The organism is bacterium (genome assembly GCA_004299235.1).
GTDB lineage: Bacteria > Chloroflexota > Dormibacteria > Dormibacterales > Dormibacteraceae > SCQL01.
The window spans coordinates 19,648-33,416 of sequence record SCQL01000033.1 but is presented as its reverse complement, the minus strand read 5'-3'; the positions used below and the strand labels follow the sequence as shown (position 1 = coordinate 33,416).

Annotated in this window: 17 protein-coding genes; 8 read left to right on the top strand and 9 right to left on the bottom strand. The window is 69.7% G+C overall.

Annotation, left to right across the window (positions count from 1 at the left end; genetic code table 11):
- Positions 1–20: 20 nt before the first annotated feature.
- The 3 genes from EPN29_12580 to EPN29_12570 are packed head-to-tail and all read left to right on the top strand — an operon-like array spanning position 21 to position 3,738.
- Complete coding sequence (locus EPN29_12580) at positions 21–848, top strand: isoaspartyl peptidase/L-asparaginase (protein ID TAN31490.1); 828 nt, start codon at positions 21–23, stop codon at positions 846–848.
- Positions 830–2,470 carry an acetolactate synthase gene (locus tag EPN29_12575; GenBank protein TAN31608.1) on the top strand — a complete coding sequence of 547 codons (1,641 nt, stop codon included), beginning with the start codon at positions 830–832 and terminating at the stop codon, positions 2,468–2,470. Before EPN29_12580 ends, EPN29_12575 begins: the two co-directional genes overlap by 19 nt.
- Complete coding sequence (locus tag EPN29_12570) at positions 2,467–3,738, top strand: Glu/Leu/Phe/Val dehydrogenase (GenBank protein ID TAN31489.1); 1,272 nt, start codon at positions 2,467–2,469, stop codon at positions 3,736–3,738. The genes EPN29_12575 and EPN29_12570 overlap by 4 nt, the downstream gene beginning before the upstream one ends.
- Before the next feature lies 1 nt (position 3,739).
- Here the strand turns inward: EPN29_12570 and EPN29_12565 are convergent, their stop codons facing one another.
- The 9 genes from EPN29_12565 to EPN29_12525 all read right to left on the bottom strand — a co-directional run bounded on the left by EPN29_12565 (position 3,740) and on the right by EPN29_12525 (position 10,524).
- Positions 3,740–4,609 (bottom strand): ABC transporter permease, encoded by an 870-nt coding sequence (locus tag EPN29_12565; GenBank protein TAN31488.1) that lies wholly within the window; start codon positions 4,607–4,609, stop codon positions 3,740–3,742.
- A complete protein-coding gene (locus EPN29_12560; GenBank protein ID TAN31487.1) occupies positions 4,606–5,565 on the bottom strand; it encodes an ABC transporter ATP-binding protein in 960 nt (319 codons plus the stop codon). Before EPN29_12560 ends, EPN29_12565 begins: the two co-directional genes overlap by 4 nt.
- Positions 5,566–5,586: 21 nt before the next feature.
- Positions 5,587–6,684, bottom strand: coding sequence for a hypothetical protein (locus EPN29_12555; protein ID TAN31486.1), 1,098 nt, complete (start codon positions 6,682–6,684; stop codon positions 5,587–5,589).
- Complete coding sequence (locus EPN29_12550) at positions 6,668–7,183, bottom strand: sigma-70 family RNA polymerase sigma factor (protein ID TAN31607.1); 516 nt, start codon at positions 7,181–7,183, stop codon at positions 6,668–6,670. The genes EPN29_12555 and EPN29_12550 overlap by 17 nt, the downstream gene beginning before the upstream one ends.
- Positions 7,184–7,297: 114 nt before the next feature.
- Positions 7,298–7,786, bottom strand: a complete 489-nt coding sequence (locus tag EPN29_12545) for a hypothetical protein (protein ID TAN31485.1) — start codon at positions 7,784–7,786, stop codon at positions 7,298–7,300.
- A gap of 2 nt (positions 7,787–7,788) precedes the next feature.
- Positions 7,789–8,238: an EVE domain-containing protein gene (locus tag EPN29_12540; GenBank protein TAN31606.1), complete on the bottom strand. Its 450-nt coding sequence runs from the start codon at positions 8,236–8,238 to the stop codon at positions 7,789–7,791.
- Positions 8,239–8,387: 149 nt separating this feature from the next.
- Positions 8,388–8,915, bottom strand: coding sequence for a DinB family protein (locus tag EPN29_12535; GenBank protein ID TAN31484.1), 528 nt, complete (start codon positions 8,913–8,915; stop codon positions 8,388–8,390).
- Positions 8,916–8,918: 3 nt separating this feature from the next.
- Positions 8,919–9,116, bottom strand: a complete 198-nt coding sequence (locus tag EPN29_12530; protein ID TAN31483.1) for a hypothetical protein — start codon at positions 9,114–9,116, stop codon at positions 8,919–8,921.
- A 10-nt stretch (positions 9,117–9,126) separates the two neighbouring features.
- The gene (locus EPN29_12525; GenBank protein ID TAN31482.1) at positions 9,127–10,524 is read right to left on the bottom strand and encodes a magnesium chelatase; all 1,398 of its coding nucleotides are present in this window, start codon (positions 10,522–10,524) and stop codon (positions 9,127–9,129) included.
- Between the two features lie 111 nt (positions 10,525–10,635).
- Here EPN29_12525 and EPN29_12520 point away from each other — a divergent pair, with 111 nt between their 5' ends.
- The 5 genes from EPN29_12520 (at position 10,636) to EPN29_12500 (ending at position 13,763) form a co-directional block, all read left to right on the top strand.
- On the top strand, positions 10,636–11,382 hold the full coding sequence (locus EPN29_12520) for a glycerophosphodiester phosphodiesterase (GenBank protein ID TAN31481.1): 747 nt from the start codon (positions 10,636–10,638) through the stop codon (positions 11,380–11,382).
- Positions 11,383–11,436: 54 nt separating this feature from the next.
- Positions 11,437–12,021 carry an RNA polymerase sigma factor gene (locus EPN29_12515; GenBank protein TAN31480.1) on the top strand — a complete coding sequence of 195 codons (585 nt, stop codon included), beginning with the start codon at positions 11,437–11,439 and terminating at the stop codon, positions 12,019–12,021.
- A 127-nt stretch (positions 12,022–12,148) separates the two neighbouring features.
- Positions 12,149–12,439: a hypothetical protein gene (locus EPN29_12510; GenBank protein TAN31479.1), complete on the top strand. Its 291-nt coding sequence runs from the start codon at positions 12,149–12,151 to the stop codon at positions 12,437–12,439.
- Positions 12,381–13,235, top strand: coding sequence for a hypothetical protein (locus EPN29_12505; GenBank protein ID TAN31478.1), 855 nt, complete (start codon positions 12,381–12,383; stop codon positions 13,233–13,235). The genes EPN29_12510 and EPN29_12505 overlap by 59 nt, the downstream gene beginning before the upstream one ends.
- A gap of 3 nt (positions 13,236–13,238) precedes the next feature.
- Positions 13,239–13,763, top strand: a complete 525-nt coding sequence (locus tag EPN29_12500; GenBank protein TAN31477.1) for a DUF488 domain-containing protein — start codon at positions 13,239–13,241, stop codon at positions 13,761–13,763.
- The last annotated feature ends 6 nt before the right edge of the window (positions 13,764–13,769 follow it).

Genomic DNA, 13,769 nt, shown 5'->3' with positions numbered 1-13,769 from the left:
CCTGGCGCCCGGCGCATTTTTTGAGCACGGTGCGCCCGGCTCTCATCGTCCACGGCGGGGCGGGCCCCGTCCCGGAGGCCGAACGCCCGCTGCGTCAGGCCGCGGTCGAGCGCGCCCGTGACGCCGGCTGGGCGGAGATCGGCGACGGCGCGCTGGCGGCGGCGGTGGCGGCGGTGCGTCACATGGAGGACGAGCCACTGCTCAACGCCGGCATCGGCGCCTGCCTGAACCTGGACGGCGTGGTCGAGCTGGACGCGGGCGTGATGCAGGGCGGCGACCTGCGCGCCGGCGGCGTCGCCGGCCTGCGGGACGTGAGGCACCCGATCGACCTGGCGCTGGCGGTGATGCGCGACGGCCGCCACGTCCTGCTCGCCGGGGAAGGAGCGTCTCGTTTTGCCCGCGAGCACCGCGTCGAGATGTGCGACCCCTCGACCTTCATCACCGACCGCAAGCGCCAGGAGCTCGAGCGTGGTGGGGACACGGTGGGAGCGGTCGCCCGGGACGGCGACGGCAGGCTGGCCGTCGCGGTGTCGACCGGCGGAATCAACGGGAAGCTGCCCGGCCGCATCGGCGATTCCCCCATCCCCGGCGCCGGCTTCTATGCCGACGACCGCTTCGGCGCGGTTTGCGGCACGGGCCAGGGCGAGGCCTTCATCCGCCTCGCCCTGGCGCGGCTGATGGTGATCGAGCTGGAGCATGGCGTGGATGCGGCGGCGGTGGCGAAGGGCGCGGTCGCCCTGCTCGGCCGATCGCTGAAGGCGTCAGGCGGCGTCATCCTCATCGGCCGCGAGGGCCAGCCCGAGGCCGCGTTCAACACCCCCGCGATGCCCTGGGCAAAGGCTCATTGATCGACTCCGTCAACACCGGGGAGCTGGTCGCGCTCGCCCTGCACCGCGCCGGGGTCAGCCACCTGTTCACGCTCAACGGCGGTCATATCTGGCCGATCCTCACCGGCGCCTCCGAGCACGGCATCCGGATCATCGACGTCCGCCACGAGCAGTCCGCCGCCCATGCGGCGGAGGGCTGGGCCAAGGTCACGCGCGAATGCGGCGTCGCGGCGGTGACCGCCGGTCCCGGCGTCACCAATTCGACCTCGGCGCTCGCCCAGGCGCAGTCGGGAGACAGCCCGGTCTTCGTCATCGGCGGCCGCGCGCCGGAGGCGAGATGGGGCATGGGCTCGCTGCAGGAGATGGACCATGTCGCCGTCGTCAGGAGCCTGACCAAGAAGGCCTTGACGCTCGCGTCGGCTGAAGCGGCCTACAGCACCGCCGCGGAGTGCATGCGCACCGCGTTGAGCCGGCGCACCGGGCCCGTCTTCATGGACGTGCCGCTCGACGTCTTCTTCGGCGCCGCGGATATGCCCGAAGCGACCGAGCACCTGACGCCAGACCCCGGCGCACCGCCGGACCCGGACCTGATCCTGCGGGTCGTTCGGTTGATCAGAGAAGCACAGCGGCCGGCGGTGATCGCGGGCGGCGGCGTGTGGTGGGCGCATGCCGAAGCCGAGCTCCAAGCGCTCGTCGAATCCGCGCATCTGCCCCTGTGCGTCAACGGCATGGCCCGCGGCATGCTGCCAGCGGAGCACCCGCTGCTCGTCGCGCGCGCTCGCGGCCCGGCCCTGGGCGAGGCGGACCTCATCCTCGCCGTCGGCGTCCCGCTGGATTTCCGGTTGAACTTCGGCCGGCCGCCCGTCTTCGCCGAAGACGCCCAGTTGGTTTACATCGACGTCGACGACCACCGCAAGCACCGCGCGGCCGGCGTCGCCATCTACGGCGACCTGAGGGCGGCGCTGGCCGCGCTCAGCGCGGCGGCCGGCGCACCTGAGCGCACCGCCTGGCTGGCGAAGCTGCGCGCGGCGGAGGCCGACGCGCGGCGCCGCGATGAAGCCATGACGCAGTCTGACTCCGTGCCCGTGCATCCCGCCCGGTTGATCGCCGAGGTGGACAGGTTCAGCGATCCTGACGCGATCCTGGTCGGCGACGGCGGCGACTTCGTGTCCTTCGCCGGCCGGCTCCTCCAGCGTCCCGCACCTGGGTTGTGGATCGATCCCGGCCCTTTCGGCTGCCTCGGCTCCGGGCCGGGCTACGCCATGGCGGCGAAGCTGGCGCGACCCGACCGGCAGGTGATCCTCCTATCCGGCGACGGCGCCTTCGGCTTCTCCGCCATGGAGTTCGACACGATGGTGCGTCACCGCATCCCCGTCGTCTGCGTGGTCGGCAACAACGGGATCTGGGCCTTGGAAAAGCATCCGATGCGGAGCCTGCTCGGGGTCAGCATCGCCACCGACCTGGGGCCGCGCACCCGGTACGACAAGGTGGTCGAGGCGCTTGGTGGTCATGGTGAGCTGGTGGAGCGCCCCGAGCAGATCAGGCCGGCTTTGGAGCGCGCTTTCAGGTCGGGCCTGCCGGCGTGCGTCAACGTCATTTGTGACTCCGAGGCCGAATATCCGCGATCATCTGTCCTGATATGAGCGCTGCAGAGTTGAAGCCGGTCGTTGAAGCGGATGAATGGCGCACTGCCCAGTCGCAGTTCGACACCGCCGCGGAGATCATCAAGCTCGAGCCCTGGCTGCGTGAGGTCCTGCGCGAGGTCCAGCGGGAGTTCACGTGCAACTTCCCGGTCAAGCTGGACGACGGCAGCCTGCGCATCTTCACCGGCTACCGCGTGCAGCACAACATCAATCGCGGGCCCGCCAAGGGCGGCATCCGCTACCACCCCGACGTCTCCCTCAACGAGGTCAAGGCGCTGGCGATGTGGATGACCTGGAAATGCGCCACCGTCAACATCCCTTTCGGCGGCGCCAAGGGCGGCATCATCGTCAACCCGAAGGAGCTGTCGCTCAACGAGCTCGAGCACATGACCCGCCGGTTCGCGACCGAGATCTCGATCCTCATCGGCAGCGACCGCGACATCCCGGCGCCCGACGTCAACACCGACGGCCAGACGATGGCGTGGATCATGGACACGCTCTCCATGCACCTCGGCTACTCGGTCCCGGCCTCGGTGACCGGCAAGCCGATCGAGGTCGGCGGCTCCCTCGGCCGGATCGAAGCGACCGGGCGAGGTGTGACCATCTGCGCGGCGGCGGCGCTCGATCATCTGGGCAGGCATCCGCACCAGACACGGGTCGCGGTGCAGGGGTTCGGCAACGTGGGCAGCGTCAGCGCCAAGCTGCTCGAGGAGGCGGGCTGCACCGTGGTCGCGGTCTCGGAGGATTACGGAGGCATCTACAACCCGCTCGGCCTCTCCATCAAGCGGGTGCTCGAGTACCGAGCGCGCGAGAAGACTCTGAAGGGTTTTCCCGGCGCGCAGGAGATCGGCAACCAAGAGCTGCTCGGCGTCGATTGCGATCTTCTCGTGCCCGCCGCCATCGGCAACCAGCTCACGTCGCGCAACGCCCGCGACGTGAAGGCGAAGCTGATCGTCGAGGGCGCGAACGGCCCCACGACGCCGGAGGCGGATGCGATCTTCCGCGAGCGCGACATCTTCCTGGTGCCCGACATCCTCGCCAACGCGGGTGGGGTCACGGTCTCGTACTTTGAATGGGTGCAGGACCTGCAGTCCTTCTTCTGGTCGGAGCACGAGGTGAATCAGAAGCTGACGGCGATCCTGACGCGAGCGTTCGCCGAGGTCTTGAAGACGAAGCTCGAGCGCAAGCTGGACATGAGGATGGCCGCCTACGTGCAGGCGGTGTCTCGCGTCGCCGGCGCGACGCGCGAGCGAGGTTTGTACCCGTAGCCTAGATCTCGCGCGTTCGGAAGCTCCAGATGCTCAGCGTGAACATGAGCGCGAACCACACCACGACCCAGGTCAGGAAGGCGACGGGAGGAGGGTCGACGGCGGCGAACGGATTGGCGCGCCCGACGGTGCCCGCGGCCCGGAGCGACGCCAGCACCGCGTCGGGCTCCATCGCATAGACGGCGCCTCGCCACAGCCCGTCCGTGGGCAGCAGCAGGTGGCTGATGACGCCGACGTTCTGGATCGCCTGGTTCTGCAGCCCGGCGCCGATGTCTCCGACGATGCCCCCGATCCAGCCGATCAGCCAGGCCACAAGCGCGATCACTCCACCGGTGATCCCGGACAGGCGAGTCGACAGGAGCAGGCCCAGCGAGAGAAGGGCCAGGCCCTCGGTCCCGACGAACACGACCAGCTGGACCGGGTGAGGTGGCAGGTAGCCTGTCGCCCAATTGACGGCGGTGAGCTCGAGGAACGCCGAACCCGCGGCATAGATCCCGACCAGCACCGCAAGCCCGAGCCATTTGCCGATCACCACTTCGCTTCGGCGCAGCGGACGCGCGAGCATCGAGAGCAGAAGACCGCTTTCGACCTCGCTCGAGATGAGCGGCCCGGCCACCACCGCCGCGCTCAGCGCCAGCACCCCGCTGTACATGAAGGTGACGACGATCAGCAGCTGAGAGGAGATCAGGACCACCTCCTCGTGCGGCAGCAGCAAGCCGTCGCCATGCCTGACGGTCGTGATCTTGTGGAAGCCCCAGGCGGAGAAGCCGACGATGACCAGCGTCAGGATGACGAGCGCCAGGAGCAGCCGGCGGCGTGAGGCCTCCTGGACCGTGAGGCGGGCGACGACCAGGACCGGCGGCACCGTCATCCCTCCTCGTCTTCGAGAAGCTGCAGGAAGCGATCCTCCAGCGTCTGGTGGCGGGGCGCGACCTCATAGACCCGTCCGCCCAGCTCGACGATCGCCGACACCAGGTCGGGCACGCGCTCGGGAGTCAGGTTCGTGAAGGTCAGCTGGTCGCCCTCGTCGTCGACGTGTCCGAAGCTCGACAGCTTTCCCTTGGCAGCGTCGCCGAGCCCGGTCGCCCTGACCTTCACGGCGGTGCCGCTGAGCAGCTCGTCCATGGTCCCCGAAGCGATCACGCGGCCGTGGTCCATCACTGCCACCCGGTCGCACACCTGCTCGACCTCGCTGAGGAGGTGTGAGTTGAGGAAGACGGCGGTGCCGCGCGACGCCAGGCCGCGGATGATCTCGCGCACGTCGTGCCGGCCGACCGGGTCCAGCGCCGAGGTGGGCTCGTCGAGAAAGACGAGCTCGGGTTCGCCCAGGAGCGCCGCGGCGAGGCCGAGGCGCTGCTGCATGCCCTTGGAGTAGGTGCTCACGCGATCGTTCGCGCGCTCGCTCAGCCCGACCGTGTCGAGCGCGGTCGCGATCTCGTCCTGCCAGCTGGAACGCGGGAGCGGGGCCAGCTCGCAGTGGAGCGCGAGCACCTCGCGCGCGGCAAGCCAGCCCTGGTAGCGGAAGAGTTCGGGCAGGTAGCCGATGCGGCGGCGGGTGTGCAGATCGCCGATCGGCCGGCCCAGCAGCCACGCCTCGCCGGAGCTGGGGGTGAGCAGCCCGAGCAGCAGCTTCACCGACGTGGTCTTGCCCGCGCCGTTGGGGCCTAAGAAGCCGAAGACCTCGCCCCGCGGCACCGTCATCGAGAGCCCCGCCAGCGCGACCGTGCGCCCGAAGCGCTTGGAAAGGTCGACGGTGTGGATGGCCGGCGTGCCGGCGGCCGCCCGCCGGAGAGCGGCCGCGTCCGGGACCGGTGCTGCCTCAGCCACGCGATGAGGCTATATCGCGGATCAACCCAGATGGTTGGCGATGTCGACGACCTGGGACTGCTTGAGGGTGCCGGCGACCCCGTAGACGACGCCGTTCTTGACCCAGATCACCGCCGAGCCGAGGCCTGTGTTATCACCCAGCGCGACCCCCTGGACGCCTTCGACCTGCACATTGGACGAGGTCGCGTACTGGATCGGAATGGGGATCGGCAGCGTGGTGCTGGGGTCCCCGATGGCCCTGATCGCCGCGCTGAGCTGAGGCGAGATGCCCGGCAGCGCCAGCAGGTAGTCCTCGAGCTGCTTCACCGTGACCTGCGTCGAGGTGGCGACAGGGGCGCTCGATTCCGCGATCACCAGCTGTGGCAGGCCGCTCATGCTCGCCTGGGAGCTCGAGCCGGAATTCAGGTTGCCGAACACCTCGACCACCGCCGGGCCGACCGTCACGGTCAGGGTGGCGCCGTCCAGCCCGCTCGGCATCGCCGGCAGCGTCTTGCCGGCGGCTTTCGCGGCGGCGGCGGCCTGGTCCTGGCTGAAGGTGAACACGCCGACCGCCTTGGGCAGGGCGGCGTAGGTCACCGTGCTCGAGACCCCGGCCGGAAGGGCGCCCACGACCGGCGGCCGCAATCCGGAGACGGAGGCCGCCTCGGCGGCGCTGGTCACGACCTGGGGCTGTGGCCTCGCCGTCCAGGTGACGGTGCCATAGGCGCTGAGCTCGGACAGCGCCTGCATGTCGGCGACGGTGACGGGCACCGGGGTCACGGTCGTCGGGGCGAAGAAGTTCCCATCCTGCGCGATGCTGGTCGCGACCAGCGCCGTCAGGCCGATCGCGGCCGCGAGCCCGATCACGAGCGGGCGCGAAATCGGGCGCACGAGCGGCAGGCGGAGGCCGAACTTCGGCTGCGCCGCCGGCGCGGACGCCACCCGCTCGAACGCCGACGCGACGTCGACTTCAAGACCGGGCACCGCGAGCAGCCCCTGGATCGCGCGGGCGTCGTCCGCCACCGCCCTGTACCGTCCCTGGCACTCCTCGCACTTCGCGTAGTGGCGTGCCTCCGGACCGGTGTGAGCGTCCGGCTCGTCAACCATCCGGCGCAACGTTCCCTCAGACAGATGAGCCACCGGTAACCTCCTTGCGCAACGCGGCTTCGGCGCGTCTCAACAATGTGCCGACCTGGCCGATTCCGACGCCGAGTGCCTGGGCCACCTCGGCATAGCTGAGACCGCTGGCGCGAAGCACGAGCACGGCGGCCGGTTTGGGTGCGAGGCGGCTCAGCGCCTGGCGAACCCGGCGCCGATCCTCGCTCAGCTCGAGCTGCTCCTGTGGATCCACGGCTTGGGCGTTCTCGTCAGCAGCCTGCGCCAGCTCGCGCCGTTGCCGGCGCCGGGCGCCACGCAGGCGGTTGAGCGCGGCGTGCGCGGCGGCGCGGTGCAGCCAGGCCGGGGCGTACCGGGCGCCGGCCGAGTGAAGCCGGTGGAAGTCGATGAACACCTCCTGCGCCACGTCTTCGGCCTCATGCGGATCGGCAAGGACGCGATTGGCGATGCCGGCGACACGCGCGTATTCAGCCGTGAAGAGGGCTTCGAACGACTCCTCGTCGCTATTCACGCCCGCCATCATCATGCCCACCGCTCGGGCCCCGAGATTGACACCCACTACCAGGTAAGCACCACAGAACGCCACTTTGTGACAGCTCGCCCGCCTCCTGTCGCGGAAAGGGGCCGGGTGTGGTGCTCAAGCCGGCGGTGAGGCGGTCGACCTCCTGCCCAGCAGGTGGCCGCCGACGGCGCGCAGGAAGGGCCCGCCCCAGATGCCGAGGGACAGCAGGCTGACGAAGATGACGACGGCGTCGATGCTCTCGCGCCCCTTCCCCTCCCAGTACACGTCCCGGAGGTTCAGCCAGAGCGCGAATTCATCGAGCGCCAAAGCGGCGCCGACGCCGTAGGCGATGGCGGTGACGCTCGCCAGCCAGCTGGACCCGGTGCCCTGCTCGATCAGCCAGATATAGCCCACGACCAGCAGCAGAAGGATGCCCCACACGAGGTGGTGGATGTGGATGCCGCCGCCGCTCACGTTGTGGAACGGCCCGACGCCGGCCCGGATCATGTGCGTGATCCCTCGCACGATGCCGAAGGTGACCAGGAAGCCGAGCGAGGCGAGAAAGAGCCGCTCGCGGCGCTCGTTCTTGAAATGGAACCGATAGAGCCGCCTGAGGGCGTCCACGCTCAGCCGGCGAGCGGCCTTTTGCTGCGCGCGCTGCGCGCGATCTCGTCCTCGAGGATGGCGAAATCGTTGCGCGGCAGCGCGTGGATGTGGCCCTGAAACGCAAGCGTCCAGTGTTCGGGCGGCCACTTGCGCACGTAGTCGAGGCGGTAGGCCAGATCCTTGGCGGGCACCCAATCCGCATCTTCGAGCACGATGTCGGAGCGGATGTGGACGCGCCACGGGTAGTCCTCGTCGCGGCGGGCCGACCGCCAGATGGGCGTGTGGTCCTCATACATCGGCGAGGCGATGGTCACCGTCGCCGCGAACGCCATGCGGCCGGTCACGTAGTAGATGACCCGGTCGCCGACCCGCATCGTTTCGACCCGACGCCGGTGCCGGCTCTTCAGGCCCTGGATCGTGAACCCGTGCTCGCGGGTCTTGCGGAAGTTGTCCGGCGAGCTGACCACCATCCAGTACTGCGCGGAGCGGCCTTCGGAACGCCCGGACTTGCGTTTCCGCTTGCGGCCCGACCTGGCCGGGCGCTCGGAACCGCCGGTGGTGGAGGGTGCGGAATCTGGCTGCGGGTCTTCTGCCACGATGGCATTGTCGCCGAGCGAGCTCAGTCGCCGGTGGGTCCGGCCGGCCGGCGGGGTCCGAGGTCCTGCGGTTCGGGCAGCAGGACCGTGAGGTTGCGGATCTGTGCGATGTGGCCCATCTCGTGCCGCGCCACCAAGCGGCAGACCTCGAGCAGGGAGAGGCCGCCGCCGCGTGGGTCGCTGATCGTGCGCTCCCACTCGCTCTTACCCCAACCGTGCAGGAGATCCACCGTCCGGCGGCGAACGCGCGCGAAGTCCTCGAGCCCCTCCTGCAGCGGACGTTCCCCCTCGGGGTCCTGGCCCGGGTCGATGGCCGCCCGGACGTCGGCCGTCATCTTGCCGTCGAGGTGGGCGTGCCGCAACAGCGAGTCGACCTTCGAGCCCGCCTCCAGCAGGTGGCCGATCAGCCCGCCGAGAGTGGGGAAGGCGGGGCCGTGGCGGTACTTCAGTCGCGCCTCGTCCAGGCCGTAGACGAGGTCGCCGATGCGCTCAGGCACGGAGCTCATCAGCAGGACCACGTCCGCCGCGGGCATGTCCTCCTCCAGTTCCACGATCTATTTCTGGGTGGCGTAGATCCAGGTGAAGCCGATCACCAGGCCCACGACCATGAGGAAGAACAGCAGCTCGGCTCTGATGGCGATGCGCACCAGGCGGCGGGCACGGCGGGTCCTGGCGCCGCAGCGCTGGCAGTACGCGGCCTGCGGTATCAGCTCCGCTCCGCACGCATCGCACGCGATCTGGACCTGAGCCATCCCACTGAGTCTAGCGACGGTAGACGGCGCGGCCCTCGACCTCGTCCTTGTTCAACCTCTTGTTCAGGTGCAGGCCCTCGAGCAGGAACTCGAGCACGGAGGCTCGCACCTCGGGCCGGTCCGGCAGTCCGAGCTTCCTCAATGCCGTCGCCATCTCGGGCAGCTCGCCGATGGTCCGCGTGTACGTGCGCGCGGGGATCCCTTCGCCGACCTCGAGCATGCTGCCTTCCTCGAAGTGAGCGACGATGCCGTCGAACTGCGAGGCCGAGAAATAGCGGCTGAACACGGCGCTGACCGCGCCGCGCTCCAGGCGCGAGAGCACCTGCTCCTCCTTGCCTTCGTCGAGCGCCTCGATCTCCACGCGGCCGGTGGTCGAGGAGGTGAGGAACGCGAGGTCGGTGATGCGCGGCACGGCCAGGGATTCGCCAAGGCGGGCGGCGCGGCGGACGGAGTTGCTGGCGAGGTTCTCGAAGTTGGCGATCGACATGCGCACCGACACGCCGGACGATTGAGAGATGTGCGGGCTGCGGCGCGCGAGGTGGGTGAGCTCGGCCACGATCTCCTTCATGAAGGTGGGCAGGATCACCTCGAAGTCCTCCGGGACCGGGTGCCGCTCCGCCTCCATGATCTGCATCTCCTCGCCGATGCTCAGCGGGTAGTGCGTGCGCACCTGCGAACCGAACCGGTCCTTGAGCGGGGTGATGATGCGGCCGCGCGAGGTGTAGTCCTCGGGGTTCGCGCTCGCGATGACGAAGAGGTCGAGCGGAAGGCGGACGCGGTAGCCACGGATCTGCACGTCTTTCTCTTCCATGATGTTGAGCAGGCCGACCTGGATTCGCTCCGCCAGGTCCGGCAGCTCGTTGATGCCGAAGATCCCGCGGTTGGTGCGAGGCAGGAGACCGTAGTGGATGGTCAGCTCGTCAGCCAGGTAGCGACCCTCCGCGACCTTGATCGGATCGACCTCGCCGATGAGGTCGGCGATGGAGATGTCCGGCGTCGCCAGCTTCTCCCCATACCGCCGGTCGCGGTCAATCCACTCGACCTCGACCCCGTCCCCATCCCTGGCCACCAGGTCCAGGCAACGCCGGCATATGGGCGCGTAAGGGTGGTCGCTGATCTCACAGCCCGCGACCGCCGGCACGGTGGGGTCGAGGAACGAGACCAGCGAGCGCATGATCCGGCTCTTCGCCTGCCCCCGCTCGCCGAGCATGATGACGTCGTGGCCGGAGATGATGGCGTTGGCCAGCTGCGGCAGGACCGTGTCGTCGTAGCCGACGATGCCCGCGAGCAACGGCTCGCCCGAGCGAAGCCGGGTCAGCAGGTTGCGGCGCATCTCCTGCTTGACGCCTTCGCGCTGGTGCCCGCTGTCGCGCAGCTCGCCGATGGTCCGCGGCTGGACCGGGGTCACCACTGCACTATAGACAAGCGGGTCGCAGACCCGGCCACAATCGCGAATTACGTTCCCAACCGACCGGCCCGCGCCGGATTCACCCACCGGCGCGGTTAGACTGACCGGGGCTTGACTCCATCGATCCGCGCACGCTACGAGGTCGCTCACGACGACGGCCGTCCCCTTATCGGCGGCCACCGCGGCAACCCTGCCCAGCACCCCGAAAACACCATGCGGTCGTTTCGCTCGGCCATTGCCGCGGGCTGCGATCTGATCGAATGCGACGTCCACCTGTCGTCTGACGGACGGCTGGTCGTCATCCACGACCACACGCTCGATCGCACGACCAACGGCACGGGCCTGGTCCGCGACCACACCGCGTCCGAGCTTCGCCGGTTGGACGCCGGTGAAGGCGAGAAGATCCCCCTGCTCCAGGAGGTGGTCGAGCTGGCGCTCGGCAAGGTCGGTCTGGTGATCGAGCTCAAGCAGGGACCCGTCCAGTACCCCGGCCTGGAGGACAAGCTGGTGGCCATGCTGCGCCAGCTCGGGGCTGTCGCCGAGTGCGCCGCCGTCTCTTTCCATCACCCCTCGATCCGGCAGCTGCGGGCGATGGAGCCGAGATTGCAGCTCGGGATCCTGGTCGGCGCGCGGCCGGTCAACCCGGCTCGCATGCTGCGGGACGCCGGCGCCGACGTCTACTCGCCCCACTGGGGGGCCACCGACCCGCAGCTCGTCCAGGAGGTCCACGCCGCCGGCGGCGCCGTGGGCGTGTGGACGGTCGATGACGAGGCGGCGGTGGCCTGGTGCAAGCTCTGCAAGCCGGACTCGATCTTCACCAACCGGCCGGTCGAGGTCGGCGCCGCCCTCCACGCCTGAGGCTGGGAGGGCAACACCTGGGTTAGACCGCCGGGCGGAGCCGGCACGCCGCGCATCGAGCTGAGGCGTTACAAGGTCCCCGGGCCGGGCGTTGGCTCAGATGTTGAAGGCAGCCAATACCATGAATCGGCCTTGCTCGCCGACCGGCCGCCGTTCGAGGACCTGTACCGCGACTACCTGGGTCGCATCTACGCCTACGTCCGGGCGCAGGTGGGGAGCTCGGCCGACGCCGAGGACATCACGGCCGTGGTGTTCATGAACGCATACCTGGCATACGCGCGCTTCGAGGCCCGCAACGCCACGCCGGCGGCGTGGCTGTTCCGCATCGCCCGCAACGCGACGCTCGACCACTTTCGCGCCCACGGGCGGCGCGAGCGGCTGCGCCGGACCATTGAGCACCAGCCCGTCGCCGGTGAGGACCCGGCGGGCATGGCCGAGGAGCGGATGCGGTACCGCGCCCTGCTGCAGCACGTGGCGCGCCTGCCGGAGAGGCAGCGTGACGCGATCTCCCTGCGCCATTCCGGGCTCAGTTTCGAGGAGGTCGGGAGGCTGATGAGCTGCAGTGAGGACGCCGCCAAGATGCTGTATCACCGCGCCCTGAAGGCGCTGCGTGAGGCGGTCGACAGGGGGGGCGAGTGAGCGACCGCGAGGAGGACCTCGAGCTGCAGGCGCTGCAGAAAGAGCTCGACGCTGCCTTCGAAACCACGCGACCGCGGCGCGGCTTCGAGGATGAGCTCTGGCTGCGCATGCAGTCGCGTCGCCCATTTTGGACGCGGCTGCAGGACGGCCTGCTCGGGCTGGTCCAGGGGGTCCGGGAAGCGCCGGCGATTCCGGCGGCAGCCGTGGCGGCGGCGCTGATCGTCGTCCTCGGCGCCGGGATCATCACGCTCAGCGGCCTGCGCCCAGGCCGCGGCGGCACCGCGAGCCTCGCCACGCAGCCAGGGTCTCGCGGGGGCGCCAGCTTCGCCGCGCCGGGCCAGGCGGCTGCCTTCGGGCGCGTGCCGGCGCCCGTCCCGGAGTCCGGCAGGCAGGCCACCGGGCCCTACGCGCCGTCTGACCAGACGCGGTCCAACCTCTACTTCGGGCCCGCGAACGTGACTTGGGCTGGAGAGCTCAGCGTCAGCGCCACCAGCGCGCCCGTCTTCCGGTACCACGAGCCATCGACCGCCGCCGCCGATCAGTTCGCGGCGTCGCTGGGGGCGACCCTGCAGTTTCGACCGGCAGGCTATCTGGGGTCGTACGCCGGCCACGATTTCACGCTGCAGGTGCGCGCCACCGTGCAGGCGCCGGCCAGGGAGCCGTGGTTCTCATTGGTTGCCAGCGCGTCCGCCCAGCCGGCCGATGGCGCTGCGCCCGCCGATGCGGCTGGTGCGTTCCTTGTCGCGCACAGCCTGGCGCCGGCGTGGCCGAACGTCGTGACCGTCGACGCCGCCGGCGACCAGGCCAAGGTGCGCTACCTGCGCCGGTTCCCGGTCCCGGCTTACGGGGACGCGTATCTCGTTGACGGCGAGGGCGAACGTTACGGCCTCGAGGTCGACCTGAACGGGGGCCGGCTCGCACTGGTGAGCGGGCCGCTGCCGGTGAGCCTCGATTTCGCCGACTACCCCATCATCTCCGCCGACCAGGCGGTGCGATCGGCGCTGGCCTCCTCGCCCGCGGCGCCCGGAAACATCAACCCGCCGCCCGCGGTGCGGCTGACGGCGGCGGAGCTGGTGTACGTCGTGGTCGCTGCCGGCGATCACACCTTCTACGAGCCGGCATTCCTTTTCTCCGGCAGCTTCTTGCTCGGCGGCATGACTTACGAAAAGCGCGTGCTGGTCCCGGCGGTGGACCCGTCCCAGCGTTCGTCCTGATCGTTGCTGACCATCGGGCATTCGACCCGGACGCTCGACGAATTCGTCGACCTGCTGCGCCACCACGGCGTCGAGCGCCTGGTCGACGTTCGCACCGTTCCCGCATCGCGGCGGCTCCCCCACTTTGCGAAGGCCTCGCTCCAACGCTCGCTGCCGGCGAGCGGCATCGACTACCGGCACCTGCCCGCCCTCGGGGGGTTGCGGAAGCCAAAGCGGGATTCGGTGAATGCCGGCTGGCGCAACCCTTCATTTCGCGGTTATGCCGACTACATGCAGGAGGACGCGTTCTGGCAGGCTCTCGCCGAGCTGGTGGAGCTGGCCGGCGCGCGGCGCACCGCGATCATGTGCGCGGAGGCGGTGCCCTGGCGCTGCCATCGCTCGCTGATTTCCGACGCGCTGACTGTGCGGGGCATCGAGGTGAGGCACATCACCGGCAGGAAAGAGGGGGCCCTGCACTCGCTGACACCGTTCGCACGTGTCGAAGCCGGGCGCATCACCTATCCCCCGCCGGATACACTCCCGCTCTGAGGAGCT